This is a genomic window from Enterobacter sp. LU1, assembly GCF_008271405.2.
GTDB lineage: Bacteria > Pseudomonadota > Gammaproteobacteria > Enterobacterales > Enterobacteriaceae > Enterobacter > Enterobacter hormaechei_C.
Genome location: NZ_CP043438.2, coordinates 3,289,030 through 3,313,914, shown reverse-complemented (window position 1 = coordinate 3,313,914; position 24,885 = coordinate 3,289,030). Strand labels below are relative to the sequence as shown.

Here is a 24,885-nt window from a genome sequence, read left to right as displayed (position 1 = left end):
TTAATCCCAGTTACCGTAGGGGTAGGTTTTGCCTTTGATGAAATCCTGCGTTGACTGGATGACGTTAAACGTACCGCCGGGAACGACGTAGCCTTTGCACAGGGTAAGGTCCTTGCCGGAGCGGGTCGTCAGTTTCAGCGGTTTGACGGGCAGGCTGGGGCGTCCGGCGACATCTGAAAACCAGATTTTGACTTTTCCTCCGGGGGAGAGGCCAAATACCATTCTGTTGTACCAGACAGTTCTGCCCGTGGGACTGATATGATCGGCAGGTGTTTTCATTCGCAGCCAGGTGTCCGGGCCGAAGACGGCGCTGGTTTCGTAGGTTTGCTGGTCAATATAGGATTCCCAGCAGAAGACAATATACTGCGGGGGGGCTTTGACTTTGTTAAATTGACCGCCAAAGCCATGTGCATTCTCAGGCCATCTATCAACAGAGCCAGGATCTCTGGACGTCGGATCAAGAGTATTGAACGTATACAGATAACCATCCGTGTCGATGACTCTGGCGTGATTTACCATAGACGGTAATTCTCTGGGTGTGATAAATAAAAAAAACCACTTGTCATAGGGAAGCGTCCAGTCACCGCTGGCGGCCTGTTTTGACTGTAAAGGGTGAGATTTTTGTGGGCTGCAGCCTGCAGCCGTAAGCAGCAGGGCAAGCGCCAGCACGTTGCGTTTTTTCATCGTTTGGTTCCATCCATGTTGTAAATCGTTCTGCTCCAGTTCTCATCCGGCCGGTTGACAAAGCCGACGGTTTCGGACGCTGAGGCACCACCCTGTAATTCACCGGACTTTTTGAGTTCAACAGCGTTCCAGTGGGCTGAGCAGTGGATATATTTCCGGGCAATTATGTCCACTTCATCAGGTGTAAAGCCGGTTACGCTTCTTTGCTGACGGGCCGCTTTTCCCATTTCTCGGGCGCGGTCAGACAACGGCTTTAGCTCATCAGGTAAGCCGTGCGTTTTGTTGCCATCTACGTCAGCAAATAACGCCCCAGCCTCTACCGCTGCATCAACCATGAGCCGCAGCGCCACTTTCGACCAGTCAAAAAAGACCGTCCGGTGGCGCAGCGTCAGAGCGGAAAAGGTCTGTTTCTGCGGCTGGCTGTAGTGGTCCGGCGGGGCAAGATCGTCTTCCCATACGTCCGGGGTGATGGCACTGGTACGAATGACGGGCATGATGGCCGGTGAATGCTCCAGCGCGCGTAGCTGCGCCATCGTTTGCTGGTAAGCGTGCGACTGCGCGCCTGGCTGGTTGTGAGGCAGGGTTTCCACCAGTGGACGGGTGAGAAAAAGGTCTTCCCGCAGCTGGGGCAGATAGCCGCCGCCGATATCAGAATGAGCGCCGGGAAGTATGAGTTCCGGCCAGGCGGGAGCAACGCTGTTGAGGGCAAAGTTATAGCGGCATTCGTGCTGGGCGGTGATGTGGAATACTTTTTCCGCCACGCCGGGACGCAGGCGTATGTCGACATTGCCGGTATCGGCGCTGTGTGGATTGAGACCGTTCGCCAGCGTGCCGACGGCCGCCACGGTGTCCATGATGCCGAGAAAACGGTTTCTGCCTGCCGGAGCACCGCGGTAGCTAATTTTACCCATACCCGCTGAAATGGCGCTGATAATGGATTGGTCTTCCGCCTGGACACGGTTGGCGAAGTGGCGAGCCGCCGCAGCGCCGCGGCTGAAGCCGAAGATATCAAATCGCAGTTTGTCGACGATAAACTTCCCTTTCAGTAAACCAAGCGCTGCATCTATGGTTGTCGCCAACTGCGCTACCGCATCGTCAGTTTTGGCAATAATACCAGTCTCTGCTGTACCTAACCCAAGCCCTATCGGATTATCGGGTTCTCCAGCTCGAGTTCCAATGCCTTCGACATAAACAGTATTTTGAATGTAACTACTCTCTGGGGGAAAAGTTATTACATACAGTTCATTCAACCAGTGAATATTCGTGTAATACCCCAGATAGCTGCCCGCCCCGATCCCACTAATCCCCATCTTTTCCGATGCATTTCTGGCGAGAATGGTTACCGCATCCGGGCTGTTAATATCAAAGTGCTGCGCCGTAAGGGCCTCAAGCATGTTCCGGGTGTTTACCGCGTTATTACCGGTGCCATCAAAGAATATCCCCAGCACCAATGTCACTCTCCGTTCAGGCTGCTCTTCGGGGAGGATAGTCTTCTGCACCACCGGAAAAAGACGGCTGTAATTTTCAGGCGTCAGCAGATAATCAAATTCGGTACCGGCAATAAGATGGCGACTCAGAATATAATCATAATCCACCGAGATATATTCATAGTCTATATCATTCATTTTTGAATGCAGCTGAATGGACCGTATTGATGCACCACGTAATTCGATAAGATAATACTTCTCCATTTGACCGTATCGATTAGTGCGGTAAATATCAAAGGTAAGCTTAAGACGTTCATTATAATTAATAGCGTTACTGATTAACGGAGAGCTTTTATCCAGGAGCTTACAGAATTGTAGTCCGCGATGGTAAATCCGGCCACCGGTACCGCCCGCTTCCTGCATCAGGCTGAAAACAAAGATTTCATCTTCATGCCCCAGCTGATAGCGGTTGCCGACTGAAGCCTGAGAACCACAGCCAGCAGAAATCTTTCCCTGAATATTGCCCTCAAGCGTTAAATAAATAAGGTTGCTCATTTATTTTTCCTGAGTGAGGCGTTTAGTCAAGAAGTATCGTAATGATAAAAACGAAAAGGCAATCTGCTATAAATCAAATTACAGAGTAAATACTGATGGTTATTTAGGCGTAACAGGAACGACTAATAAAAAAATCCCCGATGATGAATATCGGGGATTTATAAACACAGACAGCATTGGGGAAATAGCCGCTGAGTGCAGTTACCGGGATTAACGCTTCAGCGCATCGCTCAGTTCATCACGCATGTTTGCCAGCATGGCTTTAACAACGCGCGGGTTACCTGCAACGATGTTGCCGGTAGACATATAGTTATGGCCGCCGGTGAAGTCGCAAACAATCGCACCAGCTTCACGAGCGATCAGCTCGCCCGCCGCAAAGTCCCACGGCTTCAGAGACAGCTCAAAGTAACCGTCAACGCGGCCGGTCGCCACGTAGGCCAGATCCAGTGCAGCAGAGCCGGTGCGACGGAAGTCCGCGCATTCGGTGAACAGCTTGCCCAGGATATTCATATAAGTGGTTGCGTGCTGCTTCGCCTTGAACGGGAAGCCGGTCGCCAGAATCGTGCCGTCCAGATCGCGTGCATTGCTGCAACGCAGACGGTAGCCGTTCAGCTGCGCGCCCTGACCGCGGGTTGCGGTGAACAGTTCGTTACGCATTGGATCGTAAACAACGGCAACTTCAGTACGGCCTTTGATGCGTACTGCGATAGACACAGAGAAGTGTGGCAGGCGTTTGACGAAGTTGGTGGTGCCATCCAGTGGATCGATAACCCATTGAACATCCTGATCGGTACCTTCATGTTCACCGCTTTCTTCGGTGATGATGGTGTGCTGCGGGTAAGATTTGCGAATCGTTTCGATAATAATCGCTTCTGCGGCTTTATCGACGTTCGTCACGAAATCATTGCTGCCTTTCTGGCTGGTTTCTACGGAGTCTGGGGTTTCGTAGTGTTTGGCAATTACATTACCCGCCTTGCGCGCTGCGCGCACGGCGATGGTCAGCATCGGATGCATCGGTCTCTCTCACTGGATGTTAAAGAACAGGAAAATCGGCGCAGAGTATAGCAGCGGGATCGGATTATGTCTCTCGTTTATGATAATATGCCCGAATATTCTTCAGACACTGAATCCAGACATTTAAAAATTATGCTGCAAAACATTCGAATCGTGCTGGTCGAAACATCGCACACCGGCAACATGGGCTCTGTGGCCCGCGCTATGAAAACCATGGGCTTAACGAACCTGTGGCTGGTGAATCCGCTGGTGAAACCAGACTCTCAGGCTATTGCTCTGGCGGCCGGCGCCAGCGACGTGATCGGGAATGCGCAGATCGTGGACACCCTGGATGAAGCCCTGGCCGGTTGCAGCCTGGTGGTGGGGACAAGCGCGCGCTCCCGTACGCTGCCCTGGCCGATGCTGGACCCGCGCGAATGCGGCCTGAAAAGCATCTCAGAAGCGGAACAGGCGCCGGTTGCGCTGGTGTTTGGCCGTGAACGTGTTGGCCTGACCAACGAGGAATTACAGAAGTGCCACTATCACGTGGCGATTGCCGCCAACCCGGAATACAGCTCGCTGAATCTGGCGATGGCGGTGCAGGTTATTGCCTACGAAGTGCGCATGGCATGGCTGGCGACGCAGGAGAAACCGGTCGAACCTAAAGAAGAGACGGCCTACCCGCTGGTGGACGACCTCGAGCGCTTCTACGGTCATCTGGAGCAGACGCTGCTCTCAACCGGCTTTATCCGTGAAGGCCACCCGGGCCAGGTGATGAACAAGCTGCGCCGTATGTTCACCCGCGCGCGTCCGGAAAGCCAGGAGCTGAACATCCTGCGCGGGATTCTGGCGTCGATTGAGCAGAAGAATAAGGAATAGTGTCGTCTGTTCGCCGGGTGGCGCTTCGCTTACCCGGCCTACAAAGCCCGTAGGCCCGTGCAAGCGCAGCGCCGCCGGGCAAAATACGGCACAGAAGGTTAAATACCTGACTAAAACAGTCAAGTAAATAGTTGACCAATTTAGTCAGGAATGTCAGACTTGGCCCTGCTATGCAATACCCCCATTTTACAATAAAAAACCCCGGGCAGGGGCGAGTTTGAGGTTAAGTAAGACATGAGACTGACATCTAAAGGGCGTTATGCCGTGACCGCGATGCTGGACGTTGCGCTCAACTCCGAAGCGGGCCCGGTTCCGTTGGCTGATATTTCTGAACGACAAGGGATCTCCCTCTCTTACCTGGAACAGCTGTTCTCCAGACTGCGTAAAAATGGACTGGTGTCCAGCGTTCGTGGCCCGGGCGGCGGTTATCTGCTGGGTAAAGACGCAGGCAGTATTGCGGTTGGCGAAGTGATTAGCGCCGTTGACGAATCCGTCGACGCGACCCGTTGCCAGGGTAAAGGCGGCTGCCAGGGCGGCGATAAGTGCCTGACCCACGCGCTGTGGCGCGATCTGAGCGACCGTCTGACCGGCTTCCTGAACAACATCACCCTGGGTGAACTGGTGAATAACCAGGAAGTTCTGGACGTGTCGGGTCGTCAGCAAAGCCATGAATCACAGCGCAGCACCCGTTCGCAGGACGCTATCGACGTTAAACTGCGCGCGTAATAAAAAGATAAGTATTTCAGAATCAGGCCGGGGCGTTAGCTCGCCCCGTGTACTCGGTCGTACATCCAGCCGGTTGCCTGATTCCTTGCATTGAAGCGATGTACGGAGTTTATAGAGCAATGAAATTACCGATTTATCTCGATTACTCCGCAACCACGCCGGTGGACCCGCGTGTTGCCGAGAAAATGATGCAGTGTCTGACCCTGGACGGAAACTTTGGTAACCCAGCTTCCCGTTCTCACCGTTTTGGCTGGCATGCTGAAGAGGCGGTTGATATCGCCCGTAATCAGATTGCTGACCTGGTCGGTGCCGATCCGCGTGAAATTGTTTTCACCTCCGGTGCGACCGAATCCGACAACCTGGCGATCAAAGGTGCAGCCAACTTTTATCAGAAAAAAGGCAAGCACATCATCACCAGCAAAACCGAACACAAAGCCGTGCTGGACACCTGCCGTCAGCTGGAGCGTGAAGGGTTCGAAGTAACTTACCTGGCGCCACAGAGCAACGGGATCATCGACCTGAAAGAGCTCGAAGCGGCGATGCGCGATGACACCATTCTGGTTTCCATCATGCACGTTAACAACGAAATCGGCGTTGTGCAGGACATCGCGACCATCGGCGAAATGTGCCGTGCGCGCGGCATCATCTACCACGTGGATGCGACCCAGAGCGTGGGCAAACTGCCTATCGACCTGAGCCAGCTGAAAGTGGATCTGATGTCCTTCTCCGGTCATAAAATCTATGGTCCGAAAGGCATCGGCGCGCTGTACGTTCGTCGTAAGCCACGTATCCGCATCGAAGCACAGATGCACGGCGGTGGTCACGAGCGCGGCATGCGTTCCGGTACGCTGCCTGTTCACCAGATCGTGGGCATGGGCGAAGCGTATCGCATCGCGAAAGAAGAGATGGAAACCGAGATGGCACGCCTGCGTACGCTGCGTAACCGTCTGTGGGACGGCGTGAAAGATATGGAAGAAGTGTATCTGAACGGCGATCTCGAGCAGGGCGCGCCAAACATCCTCAACGTCAGCTTCAACTATGTTGAAGGCGAGTCGCTGATCATGGCGCTGAAAGACCTGGCGGTTTCTTCCGGTTCTGCCTGTACGTCTGCAAGCCTGGAGCCATCCTACGTGCTGCGCGCGCTGGGCATGACTGACGAGCTGGCACACAGCTCTATCCGTTTCTCTTTAGGTCGTTTTACTACCGAAGAAGAGATTGACTACACCATCAAGCTGGTTCGTAACTCCATTGGCCGTCTGCGCGACCTTTCTCCACTGTGGGAAATGTTCAAGCAGGGCGTGGATCTGAACAGCATTGAATGGTCACATCACTAATCGGTACATAAGGAGAATTCAATCATGGCATACAGCGAAAAAGTTATCGATCATTACGAGAACCCGCGCAACGTTGGCTCTTTTGACAACAGCGATGAATCTGTCGGTAGCGGCATGGTCGGTGCACCGGCATGTGGCGACGTGATGAAGTTGCAGATTAAAGTCAACAATGAAGGTATCATTGAAGACGCGCGCTTCAAGACCTACGGCTGCGGTTCAGCTATCGCGTCCAGCTCCCTGGTCACCGAATGGGTGAAGGGCAAGTCTCTGGACGAAGCACAGGCAATCAAGAACACGGATATTGCTGAAGAACTCGAACTGCCGCCGGTGAAAATTCACTGCTCAATTCTGGCAGAAGACGCGATCAAAGCCGCCATTGCGGATTACAAAAGCAAACGTGAAGCAAAATAATTGAGGTTTGAGTATGTCGATTACCCTTAGCGACAGCGCTGCCGCGCGAGTAAGCTCTTTTCTGGCGAACCGTGGTAAAGGCTTTGGCCTGCGACTGGGCGTACGTACCTCCGGCTGTTCTGGTATGGCTTACGTACTGGAGTTTGTTGACGAACCGGCGTCTGATGACACCGTGTTTGAAGACAAAGGCGTGAAGGTGGTGGTCGATGGCAAAAGCCTGCAATTTCTCAACGGCACTCAGCTGGACTTCGTAAAAGAAGGCCTGAACGAAGGGTTCAAATTCACGAACCCGAACGTCAAAGACGAGTGTGGTTGCGGCGAAAGCTTCCACGTTTAACCGCGCGTCATCCGAAACCCCACCGTGGCTTTGCTACGCGTGGGGTTTGTTCTAACAGGCTACCCCTGAGATTGTTATGGATTACTTCACTCTCTTCGGACTACCCGCTCAATACCCGATCGATCTCCAGGCGCTGACGATCCGTTTTCAGGATCTCCAGCGTCAGTACCATCCGGATAAATTCGCCAGCGGGACGCAGGCAGAGCAGCTGGCCGCGGTATCACACTCCGCAACCATCAACCAGGCCTGGCAAACGCTGCGTCATCCGCTGGCGCGTGCAGAATATCTGCTCTCGCTCCACGGTTTCGATCTGGCGAGCGAACAGCATACCGTGCGCGACACCGCCTTTCTGATGGAACAGCTGGAGCTTCGCGAAGAGCTGGATGAAATTGAACAGGCTAAAGACGAAGCGCGTCTGGAAAGCTTTATCACGCGCGTAAAGGGCATGTTCGATACCCGCCATCAGCAGATGGTGGAGCAACTGAACAACGAGACCTGGGACGTGGCGGCAGACACTGTGCGCAAACTCCGTTTTCTCGATAAACTGCGAAGCAGTGCTGAACAACTCGAAGAAAAGCTGCTCGATTTTTAATTTCGGAAGCAATTATGGCCTTATTACAAATTAGTGAGCCTGGCTTAAGCGCCGCACCGCACCAGCGTCGTCTGGCGGTCGGTATTGACCTGGGCACCACCAATTCTCTCGTGGCGACCGTGCGTAGCGGCCAGGCGGAAACGCTGGCTGACGAGCAGGGCCGCCATCTGCTGCCTTCCGTGGTCCACTACCAGCAGCAGGGTCACGCGGTCGGGTTTGATGCCCGCGCTAACGCCGCGCGCGATCCGGCCAATACCATCAGCTCGGTTAAGCGCATGATGGGCCGCTCGCTGGCTGATATCCAGACCCGTTACCCGCATCTGCCGTATCAGCTTCAGGCCAGCGAAAACGGCCTGCCGATGATCGCAACGTCTGCCGGTCTGCTGAACCCGATTCGCGTTTCTGCTGACATCCTTAAAGCGCTGGCGGCGCGCGCCACGGCGACGCTCGGCGGCGATCTCGACGGCGTGGTGATCACCGTTCCGGCCTACTTTGACGATGCACAGCGTCAGGGCACCAAGGACGCCGCGCGTCTGGCGGGCCTGCACGTGTTGCGTCTGCTGAACGAACCGACGGCGGCGGCCATTGCCTACGGCCTCGATTCCGGTCAGGAAGGGGTGATTGCGGTTTACGACCTCGGCGGCGGAACCTTTGATATCTCGATTCTACGCCTGAGCCGCGGCGTGTTTGAAGTGCTGGCGACCGGCGGGGATTCCGCGCTCGGCGGCGATGACTTCGACCATCTGCTGGCAGACTACATCCGCGAGCAGGCGGGCATCAGCGATCGCAGCGATGCGCGCGTACAGCGTGAACTGCTGGATGCGGCCATCGACGCCAAAATCGCCCTGAGCGACGCGCAATCGGTCACGGTTAACGTTGCGGGCTGGCAGGGTGAGATCACCCGCAATCAGTTCAGCGAACTGATCGCGCCTCTGGTTAAGCGTACCCTGCTGGCCTGCCGTCGCGCATTGAAAGATGCGGGCGTGGAGGCCAGCGAGGTGCTGGAAGTGGTCATGGTTGGCGGCTCAACCCGCGTGCCGCTGGTGCGCGAGCGCGTGGGCGAATTCTTTGGCCGCACGCCGCTGACCTCTATCGACCCGGACAAAGTGGTTGCCGTGGGCGCCGCTATCCAGGCCGATATCCTGGTCGGCAACAAGCCGGACAGCGAAATGCTGCTGCTGGACGTCATCCCGCTGTCTCTGGGTTTAGAAACCATGGGCGGCCTGGTGGAGAAAGTCATTCCGCGTAACACCACCATTCCGGTGGCGCGCGCGCAGGAGTTTACTACCTTCAAAGACGGCCAGACCGCGATGTCCATCCACGTGATGCAGGGCGAGCGCGAGCTGGTGCAGGACTGCCGCTCTCTGGCGCGCTTTGCGCTGCGCGGAATTCCTGCGCTGCCGGCGGGCGGGGCGCATATTCGCGTTACCTTCCAGGTGGATGCGGACGGCCTGCTGAGCGTCACGGCGATGGAAAAATCGACCGGCGTGGAATCGTCCATCCAGGTGAAGCCGTCCTACGGCCTGACCGATGGCGAAATCGCCTCCATGATTCAGGACTCAATGAGCTACGCCGAGCAGGATGTGAAGGCGCGTATGCTGGCCGAACAAAAAGTGGAAGCCGCACGCGTGCTGGAAAGCCTGAACGGCGCGCTCGCTGCCGATGCCGCGCTGTTAAGCGCCGCTGAGCGCCAGGTGATTGACGACGCTGCCGCGCGCTTAAGCGCAGTCGCCGAAGGCAATGACGCTGACGCAATAGAAGAAGCCATTAAAAACGTTGATAAACAAACCCAGGACTTCGCTGCTCGCCGCATGGACAAATCTGTCCGCGTCGCGCTGAAAGGCCAGTCCGTGGACGAGGTTTAATATGCCAAAGATTGTAATTTTGCCTCATGCGGACCTCTGTCCGGATGGCGCTGTTCTGGAAGCGAAGACCGGTGAAACCATTCTCGATGTTGCCCTGCGTGCAGGTATCGAAGTGGAACACGCCTGTGAAAAATCCTGTGCCTGCACAACGTGCCACTGCATCGTGCGTGAAGGTTTCGACTCTCTTGCAGAGAGCACCGAAGACGAAGACGACATGCTGGACAAAGCATGGGGTCTGGAGCCCGACAGCCGCTTAAGCTGTCAGGCCGCGGTGACCGATGAAGATCTGGTCGTGGAGTTCCCACGTTACACCATCAACCACGCACGCGAGCATTGATATGGGACTGAAGTGGACAGACAGCCGTGAAATCGGCGAGGCGCTCTACGACGCGAACCCGGATCTCGATCCGAAGACCGTACGATTCACCGATATGCATCAGTGGATTTGCGATCTGGAAGATTTTGACGACGATCCAAACGCATCCAATGAAAAAATTCTGGAGGCGATTCTGTTAGTCTGGTTAGATGAAGCAGAATAGATAACATAAACGGGCTGCCTTCAGGCGGCCCGTTTGCTAGTTGCTAATAAGGATAAATAAAATGACCGAAGCGATGAAGATTACGCTCTCCACGCAGCCAGCCGACGCACGCTGGGGCGAAAAAGCCACCTACAGCATCAACAACGACGGTATTACCCTGCACCTGACGGGCAATGATGATTTGGGCCTGATCCAGCGCGCCGCGCGTAAAATTGACGGCCTTGGCATTAAGCATGTGTCGCTGGAAGGCGAAGGCTGGGACACCGACCGCAGCTGGGCGTTCTGGGCAGGCTACAAAGGGCCGAAAGGCACCCGCAAAATCGAGTGGGCGAACCTCGACGAAGCCGGTCAGAAAGAGCTGGAAAGCCGCCTGCAAATCATCGACTGGGTGCGCGACACCATCAACGCCCCGGCGGAAGAGTTAGGCCCTGAGCAGCTGGCGCAGCGCGCCGTCGACCTGCTGTGCGGCGTGGCGGGCGACAAGATGTCTTACCGCATCACCAAAGGTGAAGACCTGCGCGAGCAGAACTACATGGGCATCCACACCGTGGGCCGTGGCTCCGAGCGTCCTCCGGTCCTGCTGGCGCTGGATTACAACCCAACCGGCGATAAAGAAGCGCCGGTCTTTGCCTGTCTGGTCGGAAAAGGCATCACTTTCGACACCGGCGGCTACAGCCTGAAGCAGAGCGCGTTCATGGACTCCATGAAGTCCGACATGGGCGGTGCGGCCACCATCACCGGCGCGCTGGCGTTCGCGATTACCCGCGGCCTGAACAAGCGCGTGAAGCTCTACCTGTGCTGCGCGGACAACATGGTGAGCGGCAACGCCTTCAAGCTGGGCGACATCATTCGCTACCGCAACGGTAAAAACGTTGAGGTGATGAACACCGACGCCGAAGGCCGTCTGGTGCTGGCCGATGGCCTGATCGACGCCTCTGCGCAGAAGCCGGAGCTGATTATCGACATGGCAACCCTGACCGGCGCGGCGAAAACGGCGCTGGGTAACGACTATCACGCCCTGTTCAGCTTCGACGACAAGCTGGCCGCTCGCCTGCTGGCCAGCGCGGCGGCGGAAAACGAACCGTTCTGGCGTCTGCCGCTGGCCGAGTTCCACCGCAGCCAGCTGCCGTCTAACTTCGCCGAGCTGAACAACACCGCGAGCGCGGCGTACCCGGCGGGGGCAAGCACCGCAGCAGGCTTCCTGTCTCACTTCGTTGAGAACTACCATGAAGGCTGGCTGCACATTGACTGCTCCGCAACCTACCGTAAAGCGGCGGTTGAGCAGTGGTCTGCGGGTGCGACCGGTCTGGGCGTGCGTACCGTGGCGAACCTGCTGACGGCTGAGTGATCTTTTTTGCCGGGTAGCGCTACGCTTACGCGCGCCTTCGGAGTCATCGTATTGCCCGGCGGCGCTGCGCTTGCACGGGCCTACGGTTTTGTAGGCCGGGTAAGCGAAGCGCCACCCGGCGTTTTTTGAAGTAGCCAAACTATGTCAGAAACCAAAAACGAATTAGAAACCCTGCTGGAGCAGGCGGCGACCGAACCCGCCCACCGTCCGGCCTTTTTCCGCACGCTGCTGGAATCCACCGTCTGGGTGCCGGGCACCGCGGCGGAAGGGGAGCAGGTTGTCGAAGACAGCGCGCTGGATCTGCTGCACTGGGAGAAAGACGACGGCACCTCGGTGATCCCGTTCTTTACTTCGCTCGAGGCCTTGCAGGAAGCGGTAGAAGACGAACAGGCGTTCGTGGTGATGCCGGTGCGCACGTTGTTCGAAATGACCCTGGGGCAGACGCTGTTCCTCAACGCCAAACTGCCGACCGGGAAAGAGTTTACTCCGCGCGAAATCAGCCACCTGATTGGTGACGAGGGCAACCCGCTCAGCACTCAGGAGGTGCTGGAAGGGGGCGAAACGCTGCTGCTGTCTGAAGTGGCCGAGCCGCCCGCGCAGATGATTGACTCCCTGACCACGCTGTTTAAAACCATCAAGCCGGTAAAACGCGCGTTTCTCTGCTCCATCAAAGAGAGCGCTGACGAAAAGCCTGTTCTGCTGATAGGGATTGAGGCCGACGGCGATATCGACGAGATCATCCAGGCAGCGGGAAGCGTGGCAACCGACACCCTGCCGGGCGATGAGCCGATTGATATCTGTCAGGTGAAGAAAGGTGAGAAGGGGATCAGCCACTTTATTACCGAGCACATCACCCCGTTCTACGAGCGTCGCTGGGGCGGCTTCCTGCGCGATCTCAAGACCAACCGCATTATCTGATTACGGCGGGGTGACCTTCACCCCGTTGCTTCCAGCAGCAGTAAATCCATCAGCAGCACCAGATTCGACTCAAACGACGTTACCCCTGCGGCTTCGGCGGCGAAATGTACCGCTTCGTCATAGAGGGCAAAATGCACGTCCGCCATACCCGCCAGCGTATTGGCCGACGCGCGGGTAAACGCGACGATCGTCATGCCGACGTTTTTGGCGATCCGCGCTTTATCCAGTACCTGCTCCGTTTCGCCGCTGCGTGAAACGGCAATAAACACCTGATAGCGCGCGGCGTTGCTGAGAAAAATATTCCGGCTGTCTCCCGGCCCGGAGATGAACGCCGTTTTTCCCAGCACCTGCAACTTCTTGGTCAGGTACTCGGCAAAAAGGTACGAAAACCCGGCGCCGTAGAGAAAGAAGCTCTCTTTCTGGCGCAGCAGGCTGGCAAACTGCTGGCGTTTGTCCTGAGTGACCCACTGGAAGGTCTGCTGATAGTTGGCAACGAACCGGGTAAAAAGCCCGGGCATTTCCGCATGTTGCTCAGGCTGTACGGTGATATGCGGCGTGTCAGAAAGCAACTGCTTGCAGTGCCAGATAAACTCGCTAAAGCCGCTAAACCCCAGCTTCTGACACAGCCGCATAATCGTCGCGGTAGAGACAAATGTCGCCTGCGCCAGCTCGCGCACCGTGATGTTGCCCACCAGCAATGGATGCTCAGTGAGGTGGGCGAGGACGCGATACTCCGCGCGGGTCAGCGACGATCCGCGCGTTAACAGCGTTGCCAGGCGGTTATCCATTATTTCGCCGGTTCAACCGGCAGATCGTCCCGTGCACCCCATTCACTCCAGGCGCCGTCGTACAGAGTCACGTCATTCGCGCCAAGGGTTGCCAGCGCCAGGATCACCACGCAGGCCGTCACGCCGGAGCCGCAGCTGGCAATAACCGGACGATGCAAATCCACGCCCTGACGTTCAAAAATGGCACGCAATTCATCGGTGGTTTTCAGCTCGCCTTCAAACACCAGATCGCCCCACGGTACGTTCAGCGCCCCCGGGATATGTCCGCGTTTCAGTCCCGGACGCGGCTCGTCCGCTTCTGCGTTGAAACGTGGAGCGGGACGCGCATCGACGATTTGCGCCGTGTTTTCGTGGCTCACGACCAGCACGTCGGTCAGGCGCTTGACCACGTTAGCGTCAAACGTGGCATCAAATTCCCCTTCCGGCAGCGTGACGTCACCCTGCTGAAGCGGTAGTTCGTCGCGCTTCCAGCCTGCAAGTCCGCCCGCCAGAATCGATACCTTTTCCACGCCGAAGTTTTTCAGCATCCACCACGCTCGCGGCGCGGAAAACAGATTACCTTCATCGTAAACAACAAGATGTTTATCTTTGCTGATGCCCAGCTCGCGCATCGCCACGGAAAACGCTTCCGGGCGAGGCAGCATGTGCGGCAGGGGAGAGGTGTGATCGGAGAGGGCTTCGATATCAAAAAATACCGCGCCAGGCAGGTGCCCTGCACGGTATTCAGCGGGAACGTCACGATGCTCCTGGCCCGGAGGGGCCATGCGCGCGTCGATAATCTGAACTTCCGGGTCGTCGCCGTGCTCAATCAGCCAGTCGGCAGCGACAAAATATGAGGTGGACATGGTTGCCTCCATTCTTTTCCGTAAAAAAGGATTGTCGGTGTTTTTTCTGACACCGACAAGCTAACCACGTTCAACTCGCGAGCAAGCCCCTATTTTTTCACCGCTTCACCGTCCTGCCAGGCCTTTTGCAGCGCAGGCCAGTAGTCGCGGTTGGCTTCGATCATCTCATCCAGAATCGCTTTCGCGTGCTCCATGGTCGGCACGGTGCGGTTCAGAGTGAACGCCTGCAACGCTTTCTCGTAGCTGCCTTCGATGGTTGCCTCAACCAGCAGCTGTTCAGAGGCCAGCTGCTGTTGCAGGAGCGTCTGGTGGAACAGCGGTACCTGACCCACGCGGACAGGCTCCGGCCCTTCGGAGGTGATATAGGCAGGCACTTCCACCACCGCATCGTACGGCAGGTTGGTAATCGCCCCGCGGTTTTCCACCATCACCAGATGGCGTTGGCGCAGGTTGAACGCCAGTGAGCAGGCGACATCGACGATAAATTCGCCGTGAACACCTACGTGGAAGGCGTCCGGTAAAATTCCGGTGCGCTGGTACTCTTCGGCGGCGGCAAACAGCTTTTTCTCACGCCCGTTCATCACTTCGTTGGCGCGGGTATAGTCAGGGTTCTGATGCTCCACAATCTGGTTTGGCATCAGGTAGTACTGTAGATACGGGTTCGGCAGGTACTCCGGGAAGTTATCCATAATCGGCTTGATGTTGCGCCAGGTTTTCACCCACGACGGATCCGAGTGCTGCGGGTCGGTTTTCGCGGCATCTTCCGTCAGCAGGCCAAACTTCGCGATATGTTTACGCAGCTCCGGCAGCTTGTCCTCGCCGTCCACCCGCACGCGGGTAAACCAGCCGAAATGGTTGAGGCCAAAATAGTCCACCTCCAGTTTATGGCGATCCACGCCCATAATGGCGCCCATATTGCGCATCGCGGCAACCGGCATATCGCAGATGTTCAGCACGCGTGCGTTGGGGCGCAGGCGACGCACGCCCTCAGCGACAATCGCCGCCGGGTTGGAGTAGTTCACGATCCACGCCTTTTCGTGCGCGTAGCGTTCCACCCGATCGATCAGCTCTACCATCGGCAGGATAGTACGCAGGCCATATGCCAGCCCGCCGGGTCCGCAGGTTTCCTGGCCGACCACCCCGTGGCGCAGCGGGATCTTTTCATCCTGCTCGCGCATTTTGTACTGTCCGACGCGCATCTGGGCAAAAACAAAATGCGCGCCGCTGAAGGCCACTTCCGGGTCGCTGGTGACGGTGAATTTGATGCTCTGGCTGTGGTCGCGAATAACCTTCTCCACCACGGGCGCAATGGTGTTCTGGCGCGCCTCATCAATGTCATACAGGCGGATCTCTGCCAGAGGGAAATCATGCAGACGTACCATCAGGCTTTTCACAATACCTGGCGTGTAGGTGCTACCGCCGCCGGCAATCGACAGAATAAATGGGGGTGTAAACATCTTTAGCTCCTTTCAGAGAAACGTCTCAACGGCTTCTCGCATTTTTTTGACATGCAGCCCGTAGACCACCTGAACGTTGTTACCTTGTTTGATAACCCCTTTCGCGCCGGTCGCTTTCAGGCGCGGTTCGTCGATGATGTCGACGTCCTTCACCGTGACGCGTAAGCGGGTGTAGCAGTTATCCACTACCTCTATATTTTCCCGACCGCCCAGACCCACCACGATGGATTCGCCCAGCTCGTCGTTATTGCCCTTCGCCTGGTACTCCTGCTTGCTGTAAAGACGTGTCTCCTGGTCCTCATCTTCACGCCCCGGCGTTTTCATGTTGAAGCGCAGGATCAGGAAGCGGAATACCACGAAATAAAGGGCGAACATGATCAGCCCGACCACGATGTACATGGGCCAGTTGGACTTCTCCGTGCCGAGCGGCAGGTTGTAGAGGATGAAATCGATAATCCCGTTGGCGCCGATGGCGTGAACGCCAAACAGCGAGAACAGCATCATGCCGATACCGGTCAGCACCGCATGCACCACGAACAAAAGCGGGGCGACAAACAGGAAGGAGAACTCAATCGGCTCGGTTACGCCGACCAGCAGCGAGGTCAGCGCCGCCGGGATCAAAATCGCTTTCGCAATCGCTTTACGCTCTGGCTTCGCGGTCATGTACATCGCCAGCGCGGCGGCGGGAAGGCCGAACATTTTGCTGATGCCGCGCGCATCCCACACTACGGTGCTGCTGAGCTGCTTCACGTCCGGGCAGGCCATCTCGGCGAAGTAGATATTGCGCGCGCCCTGATAGGTTGCGCCACACACCTCCTGCGTACCGCCCAGTTCGGTATACAGGAACGGCGTATAGACCAGATGATGCAGGCCCGTCGGCACCAGAATGCGTTCAAGGAAACCGTAGATCGCCACGCCAAACGGACCGGACCCTTTGATCGCCAGCGCCAGAGCGCTTATTCCATGCTGTGCGTACGGCCAGAGTTCGCTCATGACCACGCCGAGCAGCATAGAGACAGGCAGCATCACAATCGCGACAAAGCAGTGACCGGAGTAAATCGCCATCGCGCCGTTAAACTGGACACCGGAATATTTGTTGTACAGATAACCGGAGAGCGCCCCGGTCAGGATCCCGGCGAAAACGCCCATCTCCAGCACCTGGACGCCCAGCACCATGCTTTGTCCGGCGGCTTTCATCTGTTCCGCAGGGGCCAGTTCTCCCTGAAGCTGTAACGTCACGTTCATCGCGTTAATGAATACGATAAAGGTCACCAGCCCAATCAACGCCGCGTAGCCTTTGTCTCGTGTTGCCAGTCCAATGGGGATCCCGACGGCAAACACCAGCGCCAGGTTGACCAGCACCGACACGGCAGATTTGGCGATCAGCTGGCCGACACTCTGGATCAGCGGGTGGCCGAGAAACGGCAGGTACTCGGCCAGATTGCCGTTACCCAGCACATTCCCGAAGGCGATAAACAGGCCGACGATGGGTAAGATAAGTACAGGTCCGTACAATGATTTTCCGAAATTTTGTAGGGCGTTCACGGCTCGTTTCATGGCTTTCTCTCTTATTGAACCGCGCACTCGGGGTGCGTCATGGTCATAAAACTAGCAGGCCTGATGCGAGCTTATCCAGCTATCTTCTTGTTTTAAAAACAAATGACGCGAAAGGTAACATGTTACGTTATGCGCTGTGATCGCCGTTCCATCACGGTTTGGCTGCGTGATGCCATTCTGCGAGGTGCTTTCCAGATTATAAAATTGGACTTTTTGTATTAACGAAACTTGCGGATAATACTTATCCGGACGATGACCAACAGGCCCCTCAGGCCAGGGACACAGGATGAAACCGTTTCGCTTAGCTGCGATCTCTCTCGCGCTGCTCACCACCTTTACGCTTGTCGGCTGTGATAACAGCGACGACAAACCTCAGGCCGCTGCCCCCGCAGCGTCTACTGCATCAGAACAGAAAACCCCGGCAAAACCGGATCCTGAAAAGCTGGCTAAGCTGGCCGCGCAGAGTCAGGGCAAGGCGTTGACGCTGCTGGATGCCTCTGAAGTGCAACTCGACGGCGCTGCGACGCTGGTTCTGACCTTCTCTGTACCGCTGGAGCCCAGCCAGGATTTTGCGAAAACGGTGCATGTGGTGGATAAAAAAAGCGGCAAAGTGGACGGCGCCTGGGAACTGGCCCCCAATCTGAAAGAGCTGCGCCTGCGCCATCTGGAGCCGAATCGTAATCTGGTCGTCACCGTCGAACGTAATTTGCTGGCGCTGAACAAAGCGACATTCGGCATCGACTATGAAAAAGCGATCACCACCCGGGATGTTGAACCGACGGTCGGATTCGCCAGCCGCGGATCGCTGCTGCCGGGTAAGGTGGTGGAAGGGTTGCCGGTGATGGCGCTCAACGTCAACAATGTGGATGTGAACTTCTATCGCGTGAAGCCGGAGTCGCTGGCCTCGTTTGTCAGCCAGTGGGAGTACCGTAACTCGCTGACCAACTGGGAATCTGACAACCTGCTGAAGATGGCGGAACTGGTCTACACCGGCCGTTTCGACCTCAACCCGGCGCGCAATACGCGTGAAAAACTGCTCCTGCCGCTCAAAGATATTAAGCCGCTCCAGCAGTCTGGCGTCTATATCGCCGTGATGAATCAGGCTGGTCACTATAACTACAGTAACGCCGCGACGCTCTTTACCTTAAGTGATATTGGGCTGTCCGCTCACCGTTATCATAACCGCCTGGACATCTTCACCCAGAGTCTTGAAAACGGTGCGGCACAGTCAGGTGTGGCTATTACCCTTCTGAACGATAAAGGGCAGACCCTGGCCGAGGCGAACAGCGACGCCGATGGTCATGCGAAACTGGAAACCGATAAAGAAGCCGCGCTGATCCTGGCCAGTAAAGATGGCCAGACGACGCTTCTCGACCTCAAACTTCCGGCGCTGGATCTGGCGGAGTTTGATATCGCCGGTAACCCGGGTTACAGCAAACAGTTCTTTATGTTTGGCCCGCGCGATCTCTATCGTCCGGGTGAAACGGTGATCCTGAACGGCCTGCTTCGCGACAGCGATGGCAAACCGCTTCCCGATCAGCCGGTAAAACTTGACGTGCTGCGCCCGGACGGACAGGTGGCGCGTACGGTCGTTGTGCAACCTGAGAACGGCCTTTATCGCTTCAACTATCCGCTCGATAGCGGCGCCCAGACCGGCATGTGGCATATTCGCGCGAATACGGGCGATAACCAGCAGCGCATGTGGGATTTCCACGTCGAAGATTTTATGCCTGAGCGTATGGCGCTGAATCTGACCGGGCAAAAAACGCCAGTTTCCCCGCAGGATAATGTCGACTTTAACGTTGCTGGCTATTACCTGTATGGCGCGCCGGCTAACGGTAATTCTCTGCAAGGCCAGCTTTTCCTGCGTCCGCTACGTGACGCGGTGCCTACGCTGCCTGGCTTCCAGTTCGGTGATATTGCCGAGGAGAACCTGAGCCGCAGCCTGGATGAAGTGCAGCTTACGCTGGACGAACAGGGGCGTGGGCAGGTTACCACCGAAAGCCAGTGGAAAGAGGCGCACTCGCCGCTGCAACTGATTTTGCAGGCCAGCCTGCTGGAATCAGGTGGGCGTCCGGTAACGCGACGCGCCGAGCAGGCTATCTGGCCTGCGGCTGAACTTCCGGGGATCCGCCCACAGTTCGCCAGCAAGGCCGTTTACGACTACCGTACCGATACCACCGTCAATCAGCCGATTGTCGATGAAAACGGCAACGCCAGCTTTGACATCGTCTATGCCGATGCCAGCGGGACGAAAAAAGCGGTATCTGGTTTGCAGGTGCGTCTGATCCGTGAGCGTCGCGACTACTTCTGGAACTGGTCCGAGAGTGAGGGCTGGCAGTCCCAGTTTGATCAAAAAGATCTGGTTGAGGGCGAGCAGGAGCTAAACCTCAAGGCCGATGAAACCGGTAAAGTCACCTTCCCGGTGGAGTGGGGCTCATACCGTCTGGAAGTGAAAGCCCCTGATGACATGGTCAGCAGCGTGCGCTTCTGGGCGGGGTACAGCTGGCAGGATAACAGCGATGGCACGGGCGCTGCTCGCCCGGATCGTGTGACGCTGAAACTGGACAAGCCATCCTATCAGCCAGGCGATACCATCAACCTGCATATTGCAGCGCCGGCCGCAGGCAAGGGCTATGCAATGATCGAATCCAGCGAAGGACCGCTGTGGTGGAAAGAGATCGACGTGCCAGCAAACGGTCTGGATCTCGCCATTCCGGTGGATAAGGACTGGAAACGTCACGATCTCTACCTCAGCACGCTGGTGGTTCGTCCTGGCGATAAATCCAAATCCGCCACGCCAAAACGGGCGGTTGGCCTGCTGCATCTGCCAATGGGGGACGAAAATCGTCGCCTGAACATCGCACTGGATAACCCGCAAAAAATGCGTCCGAACCAGACGCTTTCTGTGAAAGTGAAAGCCAGCGTAAAAGAGGGGACTGTGCCACAGAAGGTGAACGTACTGGTCTCGGCTGTCGATAGCGGCGTGCTGAACATTACCGACTACGTCACGCCGGATCCGTGGGAAGCTTTCTTCGGTCAGAAGCGCTATGGCGCGGACATCTATGATGTTTACGGCCAGGTGATTGAAGGTCAGGGACGTCTGGCCGCACTGCGCTTTGGCGGAGACGGCGATGAACTGAAACGCGGCGGTAAGCCACCGGTGAACCATGTCACCATAATTGCCCAGCAGGCGCAGCCGGTTACGCTTGATGCCAACGGCGAAGGCACCATCACGCTGCCGATTGGCGATTTCAACGGCGAACTGCGTCTGATGGCGCAGGGCTGGACGGAAGACGATTTCGGCAGCAGCGAAAGCAAAATCATTGTGGCGGCTCCGATTATCACCGAGCTTAATACGCCGCGATTCCTCGCCAGTGGCGATACCTCCCGCCTGACGCTGGACCTGACTAACCTGACGGACCAGCCGCAAACGCTGAACATTGCGTTAACCGCAACCGGTAAGTTGTCGCTCGAAGGCGCTCAGCCAGAGCCGGTTAAGCTGCCGCCTGGCGCACGTAGCACCCTGTTTATTCCGGTGCGCGCCCTGGAAGGCTATGGTGATGGTGAAGTGACTGCTCAGGTGTCGGGGCTTCAGCTCCCTGGTGAGACGTTTGCGCCGCAGCAGAAGAGCTGGAAAATTGGCGTGCGTCCCGCATTCCCGGCGCAAACGGTGAATACGGGCACGATGCTGAACCCTGGCGAATCCTGGAGTGCACCAGCACAGCATATCAACGGTTTCTCGCCTGCCACGCTACAGGGGCAGCTGTTGCTCAGCGGTAAACCACCTTTAAATCTGGCGCGCTACATTCGTGAACTTCAGGCCTATCCATACGGATGTCTTGAGCAGACCACCAGCGGCCTGTTCCCGTCGCTTTACACCAACGCGGCACAACTTAAGGCACTGGGTATTAAAGGCGATACCGACGATAAACGCCGTGCGGCCATTGATATCGGGATCTCCCGTCTGCTGCAAATGCAGCGTGACGATGGCGGTTTTGCCTTGTGGGATAAAAACGGCCCGGAAGAGTACTGGCTGACCGCCTATGTCACGGACTTCCTGGTGCGGGCAGGGGAGCAGGGTTACAGCGTGCCTGCCGAGGCAGTGAATAACGCCAACAGCCGACTGCTGCGCTATTTACAGGATCCGGGGATGATGTCCATCCGCTACAGCGACGACACCCAGGCCAGCAAATTTGCTGTTCAGGCGTACGCTTCGCTGGTGCTGGCTCGTCAGCAAAAAGCGCCGCTCGGTGCGCTGCGTGAAATCTGGGAGCGCCACGCTCAGGCTGCTTCCGGGCTTCCGTTGATGCAGCTGGGCATGGCACTCAAACTGATGGGGGATGCACCGCGCAGCCAGCAGGCGCTGGATCTGGCTCTCAAAACTCCCCGTAACGACAGCCGAAACTGGATGGCGGATTACGGCAGCCAGCTGCGTGATAATGCCCTGATGCTCTCCCTGCTGGAAGAGTACAAGCTGCTGCCGGATGCGCAAAACAGGCTGCTGAACGCGTTATCTGAAGACGCGTTCAGCCAGCGCTGGCTGTCTACCCAGGAGAGCAATGCGCTGTTCATGGCCAGACGTTCACTGCAAACCTTGTCAGGCGCGTGGACGGCAACGACCAGCCTCTCTGAACAGACCCAGAGCAGTGATAAAGCGCAGGTAGAAAACCTGAACGGCGACCAGCTTGATGCCTTGCAGGTGACGAATACCGGCACTACGCCGCTGTGGGTACGACTGGACACGACTGGCTATCCGGAGTACGCGCCTCAGCCATCCTCTAATGTCTTGCAGATTGAACGTCATATCCTGGCGACAGACGGCAGCAGCAAGTCGCTCTCTTCTCTGAAGAGCGGTGAGCTGGTTCTGGTGTGGCTGGAGGTGAAGGCCAGCCAGAACGTGCCGGATGCGCTGGTGGTGGATCTGCTCCCGGCAGGTATGGAGCTGGAAAACCAGAATCTGGCGAGCAGCAGCGCCAGCTTGCAGGACAGCGGCAGTGAAGTGCAAAACCTGCTGAATCAGATGCAACAGTCTGATATTCAGCACATGGAATTCCGCGACGATCGCTTTGTGGCCGCGGTGCCGGTCAATGAAGGTCAGCCGGTCACGCTGGTTTACCTGGCCCGTGCCGTTACGCCGGGAACCTACCAGGTGCCTGTTCCGATGGTCGAGTCCATGTATGTTCCGCAGTGGCGGGCAACGGGGGCGGCCAGTGGCCCGCTGATCGTTGTTCCGTAAGATGCGGATAGCACGCCTGATTCGCTCCCGCTGGCTGTGGCTGGCGGGAGCGCTTCTCGTTTCAGGGGGGCTGATTGTCGTCGCTGACCGCGTGTGGCCGTTGCCCCTGAAAGAGGTCAACCCAGCGCGAGTGGTGGTGGATGAGCAGGGTGTTCCGCTGTGGCGTTTTGCCGACAGCGAAGGCATCTGGCGCTATCCGGTTACCATTGAAGAGGTTTCCCCACGCTATCTTGAGGCGCTGATCCAGTATGAAGATCGCTGGTTCTGGGATCACCCGGGCGTCAATCCGCTTTCTGTACTGCGTGCCGCCTGGCAGGATCTCACCTCCGGGAGAGTGGTTTCCGGCGGGAGCACGCTTACCATGCAGGTGGCGCGCCTGCTGGATCCGCATCCGCGTACCTTTGGCGGTAAAATTCGTCAGCTGTGGCGGGCGATGCAGCTGGAGTGGCATCTCTCCAAGCGTGAAATCCTGACGCTGTATCTTAACCGTGCCCCGTTTGGCGGCACGTTGCAGGGCGTGGGCGCGGCAAGCTGGACTTACCTTGGCAAACCGCCGTCTCAGCTGAGCTATTCCGACGCGGCGCTGCTGGCAGTGCTGCCGCAGGCACCCAGCCGTCTGCGCCCGGACCGCTGGCCGGAACGTGCCGAAGCGGCGCGGAACAAAGTGCTCGACCGTATGCTGACTCAGGGTGTCTGGTCTGAGAAGCAGGTGAAAGAGTCCCGTGAAGAGCCGGTCTGGCTGGCTCCCCGGCAGATGCCGCAGCTGGCACCGCTCTTTTCCCGCATGATGCTGAGTAAAAGTCGTGACACAAAAATAGTCACCACGCTGGATGCAGCTTTGCAACGACAGCTTGAAGAGCTGGCAATGAACTGGAAATCACGCCTGCCCGCCCGTAGTTCGCTGGCGATGATCGTCGTGGATCATACATCCATGAAAGTGCGTGGCTGGGTAGGCTCGGTAGATATCAATGATGACAGCCGTTTCAGCCACGTGGATATGGTCAATGCGATCCGATCGCCGGGATCGGTCCTCAAGCCATTCATCTATGGCATGGCGCTGGACGATGGTCTGAGCCATCCCGCTTCGTTATTACAGGATGTGCCAAGAAAAACGGGGGATTATCGTCCGGGCAACTTTGACAGCGGCTTCCATGGGCCGGTCAGTATGAGCGAAGCCCTGGTGCGTTCCCTCAACCTGCCTGCGGTGCAGGTTCTGGAAGCGTACGGCCCAAAACGTTTTGCCGGAATGCTGAGCAACGCGGGATTACCGCTCATTCTGCCTGCGGGGGCACAGCCCAACCTCTCTCTGATCCTGGGGGGCGCAGGCGCACGCCTGGCTGATATCGCTGCCGCCTATAGCGCCTTTGCGCGTCAGGGTAAGGCGGGCCGGCTGCGTTTACAGCCGGGCGATCCGCTGATCGAACGTCCGCTGCTGTCGCAGGGGGCGGCGTGGATCATTCGACGCATTCTCGCTAATGAAGCACAGCCCCTGCCGGACAGTGCGTTGCCCCAGGTTGCGCCGCTGGCGTGGAAAACGGGCACCAGCTATGGCTACCGGGATGCCTGGGCCATCGGCCTGAATGCCCGGTATGTCATTGGAATCTGGACCGGACGCCCGGACGGCACGCCCGTTGCCGGGCAGTTTGGTTTCGCCAGCGCGGTACCGCTCCTGAATCAGGTCAATAACATGCTTCAGTCCCGCTCGATGGTGGATGAAGCGCGCCTGCCGCGCGATCCGCGTCCTGCAAGCGTAGGACGGGGCGTGATTTGCTGGCCGGGGGGCCAGTCCCTGCCTGAAGGGAGCGAAAACTGTCGGCGTCGGCTGTCAACCTGGCTGCTGGAAGGCAGTGAACCGCCTACGCTGTTGCTGCCGGAACAGGAAGGTATTCGCGGGATCCGTTTCCCGGTCTGGCTGGATAAAGAAGGCAAACGCGTTGCGGCGGATTGTCCTGATGCGACAGAGAAAGTGCTGGATGTCTGGCCGCTACCGCTGGAGCCCTGGCTGCCTGCTGCTGAAAAACGGGCTGCTCGTCTTCCCGCCCGTTCAGCTATTTGCCCTCCGCTGGATAACCATAATGCGGCGCCGATGATGTTGTCAGGCGTCAGAGAAGGGGCGGTAATTAAACGTCTTCCGGGTGAGAAAAATATGACCCTTAACGTTTCAACCAGCGGTGGGGAGGGACAACGATGGTGGTTTTTGAATGGCGAACCGCTGGACGGGCATCAGAAGAATTATTCACTGCAATTATATTTGCCGGGTAAATATCAATTAATTGTATTAGATGAAACAGGACAAACGGCGACAGTGAATTTTGAATTAGATCGCTAAGTATTACCCCTCAAGAGTTAGCTTGATAATTATCAATATTCGTTCCTGAAAAAAAACGAGAA

General features: G+C 57.0%; 20 protein-coding genes. 13 read left to right on the top strand and 7 right to left on the bottom strand.

The window, feature by feature from the left end; all coding sequences use genetic code 11:
• From FZF21_RS15745 to suhB, 3 genes are all read right to left on the bottom strand, one after another.
• The gene (locus FZF21_RS15745) at positions 1-684 is read right to left on the bottom strand and encodes a DUF2931 family protein (RefSeq protein WP_045142488.1); all 684 of its coding nucleotides are present in this window, start codon (positions 682-684) and stop codon (positions 1-3) included.
• Entirely contained in the window at positions 681-2,666 is a 1,986-nt protein-coding gene (gene tssD / locus FZF21_RS15740; protein ID WP_149121249.1) for a type VI secretion system tube protein TssD, read from the bottom strand. Before tssD ends, FZF21_RS15745 begins: the two co-directional genes overlap by 4 nt.
• 210 nt (positions 2,667-2,876) lie before the next feature.
• The gene (gene suhB, locus FZF21_RS15735; protein WP_003860668.1) at positions 2,877-3,680 is read right to left on the bottom strand and encodes an inositol-1-monophosphatase; all 804 of its coding nucleotides are present in this window, start codon (positions 3,678-3,680) and stop codon (positions 2,877-2,879) included.
• A 132-nt stretch (positions 3,681-3,812) separates the two neighbouring features.
• Here suhB and trmJ point away from each other — a divergent pair, with 132 nt between their 5' ends.
• From trmJ to sseB, 11 genes are all read left to right on the top strand, one after another.
• Complete coding sequence (gene trmJ, locus FZF21_RS15730; RefSeq protein WP_015572157.1) at positions 3,813-4,538, top strand: tRNA (cytosine(32)/uridine(32)-2'-O)-methyltransferase TrmJ; 726 nt, start codon at positions 3,813-3,815, stop codon at positions 4,536-4,538.
• A gap of 234 nt (positions 4,539-4,772) precedes the next feature.
• Complete coding sequence (gene iscR / locus FZF21_RS15725) at positions 4,773-5,264, top strand: Fe-S cluster assembly transcriptional regulator IscR (protein WP_015572158.1); 492 nt, start codon at positions 4,773-4,775, stop codon at positions 5,262-5,264.
• Positions 5,265-5,383: 119 nt separating this feature from the next.
• A complete protein-coding gene (gene iscS / locus FZF21_RS15720) occupies positions 5,384-6,598 on the top strand; it encodes a cysteine desulfurase (RefSeq protein ID WP_003860663.1) in 1,215 nt (404 codons plus the stop codon).
• A gap of 24 nt (positions 6,599-6,622) precedes the next feature.
• Complete coding sequence (gene iscU, locus FZF21_RS15715; RefSeq protein WP_003860661.1) at positions 6,623-7,009, top strand: Fe-S cluster assembly scaffold IscU; 387 nt, start codon at positions 6,623-6,625, stop codon at positions 7,007-7,009.
• Positions 7,010-7,022: 13 nt separating this feature from the next.
• Positions 7,023-7,346: an iron-sulfur cluster assembly protein IscA gene (gene iscA, locus FZF21_RS15710; RefSeq protein WP_003860659.1), complete on the top strand. Its 324-nt coding sequence runs from the start codon at positions 7,023-7,025 to the stop codon at positions 7,344-7,346.
• A gap of 76 nt (positions 7,347-7,422) precedes the next feature.
• Positions 7,423-7,938 carry a co-chaperone HscB gene (gene hscB / locus FZF21_RS15705; RefSeq protein WP_024908642.1) on the top strand — a complete coding sequence of 172 codons (516 nt, stop codon included), beginning with the start codon at positions 7,423-7,425 and terminating at the stop codon, positions 7,936-7,938.
• Between the two features lie 14 nt (positions 7,939-7,952).
• Positions 7,953-9,803, top strand: coding sequence for a Fe-S protein assembly chaperone HscA (hscA, locus tag FZF21_RS15700; RefSeq protein WP_015572159.1), 1,851 nt, complete (start codon positions 7,953-7,955; stop codon positions 9,801-9,803).
• 1 nt (position 9,804) lies between these two features.
• The gene (gene fdx / locus FZF21_RS15695; RefSeq protein ID WP_003860652.1) at positions 9,805-10,140 is read left to right on the top strand and encodes an ISC system 2Fe-2S type ferredoxin; all 336 of its coding nucleotides are present in this window, start codon (positions 9,805-9,807) and stop codon (positions 10,138-10,140) included.
• A gap of 1 nt (position 10,141) precedes the next feature.
• A complete protein-coding gene (gene iscX / locus FZF21_RS15690; protein ID WP_003860650.1) occupies positions 10,142-10,342 on the top strand; it encodes a Fe-S cluster assembly protein IscX in 201 nt (66 codons plus the stop codon).
• Between the two features lie 61 nt (positions 10,343-10,403).
• On the top strand, positions 10,404-11,690 hold the full coding sequence (gene pepB, locus FZF21_RS15685) for an aminopeptidase PepB (protein WP_047736714.1): 1,287 nt from the start codon (positions 10,404-10,406) through the stop codon (positions 11,688-11,690).
• Positions 11,691-11,831: 141 nt separating this feature from the next.
• The gene (gene sseB, locus FZF21_RS15680; RefSeq protein ID WP_023325069.1) at positions 11,832-12,608 is read left to right on the top strand and encodes an enhanced serine sensitivity protein SseB; all 777 of its coding nucleotides are present in this window, start codon (positions 11,832-11,834) and stop codon (positions 12,606-12,608) included.
• Between the two features lie 17 nt (positions 12,609-12,625).
• On the opposite strand, the gene FZF21_RS15675 is transcribed toward sseB, so the two are convergent.
• From FZF21_RS15675 to FZF21_RS15660, 4 genes are all read right to left on the bottom strand, one after another.
• Positions 12,626-13,396 (bottom strand): MurR/RpiR family transcriptional regulator, encoded by a 771-nt coding sequence (locus tag FZF21_RS15675; RefSeq protein WP_017692918.1) that lies wholly within the window; start codon positions 13,394-13,396, stop codon positions 12,626-12,628.
• Positions 13,396-14,241, bottom strand: coding sequence for a 3-mercaptopyruvate sulfurtransferase (gene sseA, locus FZF21_RS15670; protein WP_017383536.1), 846 nt, complete (start codon positions 14,239-14,241; stop codon positions 13,396-13,398). The genes FZF21_RS15675 and sseA overlap by 1 nt, the downstream gene beginning before the upstream one ends.
• An 89-nt stretch (positions 14,242-14,330) precedes the next feature.
• Entirely contained in the window at positions 14,331-15,698 is a 1,368-nt protein-coding gene (locus FZF21_RS15665) for a 6-phospho-alpha-glucosidase (protein ID WP_047736713.1), read from the bottom strand.
• 12 nt (positions 15,699-15,710) lie between these two features.
• Positions 15,711-17,255, bottom strand: coding sequence for a PTS transporter subunit EIIC (locus tag FZF21_RS15660; protein ID WP_032671865.1), 1,545 nt, complete (start codon positions 17,253-17,255; stop codon positions 15,711-15,713).
• Positions 17,256-17,541: 286 nt separating this feature from the next.
• On the opposite strand from FZF21_RS15660, the gene FZF21_RS15655 reads away from it, so the two are divergent.
• Positions 17,542-22,494 carry an alpha-2-macroglobulin gene (locus FZF21_RS15655; RefSeq protein ID WP_063946207.1) on the top strand — a complete coding sequence of 1,651 codons (4,953 nt, stop codon included), beginning with the start codon at positions 17,542-17,544 and terminating at the stop codon, positions 22,492-22,494.
• A 1-nt stretch (position 22,495) separates the two neighbouring features.
• Positions 22,496-24,823, top strand: coding sequence for a peptidoglycan glycosyltransferase PbpC (pbpC, locus tag FZF21_RS15650; protein WP_149121250.1), 2,328 nt, complete (start codon positions 22,496-22,498; stop codon positions 24,821-24,823).
• The last annotated feature ends 62 nt before the right edge of the window (positions 24,824-24,885 follow it).

Coding starts and splice junctions, on each gene's coding strand:
- FZF21_RS15745 (WP_045142488.1), bottom strand. CDS start 684: ATGAAAAAACGCAACGTGCTGGCGCTTGCCCTGCTGCTTACGGCTGCA.
- tssD (WP_149121249.1), bottom strand. CDS start 2,666: ATGAGCAACCTTATTTATTTAACGCTTGAGGGCAATATTCAGGGAAAG.
- suhB (WP_003860668.1), bottom strand. CDS start 3,680: ATGCATCCGATGCTGACCATCGCCGTGCGCGCAGCGCGCAAGGCGGGT.
- trmJ (WP_015572157.1), top strand. CDS start 3,813: ATGCTGCAAAACATTCGAATCGTGCTGGTCGAAACATCGCACACCGGC.
- iscR (WP_015572158.1), top strand. CDS start 4,773: ATGAGACTGACATCTAAAGGGCGTTATGCCGTGACCGCGATGCTGGAC.
- iscS (WP_003860663.1), top strand. CDS start 5,384: ATGAAATTACCGATTTATCTCGATTACTCCGCAACCACGCCGGTGGAC.
- iscU (WP_003860661.1), top strand. CDS start 6,623: ATGGCATACAGCGAAAAAGTTATCGATCATTACGAGAACCCGCGCAAC.
- iscA (WP_003860659.1), top strand. CDS start 7,023: ATGTCGATTACCCTTAGCGACAGCGCTGCCGCGCGAGTAAGCTCTTTT.
- hscB (WP_024908642.1), top strand. CDS start 7,423: ATGGATTACTTCACTCTCTTCGGACTACCCGCTCAATACCCGATCGAT.
- hscA (WP_015572159.1), top strand. CDS start 7,953: ATGGCCTTATTACAAATTAGTGAGCCTGGCTTAAGCGCCGCACCGCAC.
- fdx (WP_003860652.1), top strand. CDS start 9,805: ATGCCAAAGATTGTAATTTTGCCTCATGCGGACCTCTGTCCGGATGGC.
- iscX (WP_003860650.1), top strand. CDS start 10,142: ATGGGACTGAAGTGGACAGACAGCCGTGAAATCGGCGAGGCGCTCTAC.
- pepB (WP_047736714.1), top strand. CDS start 10,404: ATGACCGAAGCGATGAAGATTACGCTCTCCACGCAGCCAGCCGACGCA.
- sseB (WP_023325069.1), top strand. CDS start 11,832: ATGTCAGAAACCAAAAACGAATTAGAAACCCTGCTGGAGCAGGCGGCG.
- FZF21_RS15675 (WP_017692918.1), bottom strand. CDS start 13,396: ATGGATAACCGCCTGGCAACGCTGTTAACGCGCGGATCGTCGCTGACC.
- sseA (WP_017383536.1), bottom strand. CDS start 14,241: ATGTCCACCTCATATTTTGTCGCTGCCGACTGGCTGATTGAGCACGGC.
- FZF21_RS15665 (WP_047736713.1), bottom strand. CDS start 15,698: ATGTTTACACCCCCATTTATTCTGTCGATTGCCGGCGGCGGTAGCACC.
- FZF21_RS15660 (WP_032671865.1), bottom strand. CDS start 17,255: ATGAAACGAGCCGTGAACGCCCTACAAAATTTCGGAAAATCATTGTAC.
- FZF21_RS15655 (WP_063946207.1), top strand. CDS start 17,542: ATGAAACCGTTTCGCTTAGCTGCGATCTCTCTCGCGCTGCTCACCACC.
- pbpC (WP_149121250.1), top strand. CDS start 22,496: ATGCGGATAGCACGCCTGATTCGCTCCCGCTGGCTGTGGCTGGCGGGA.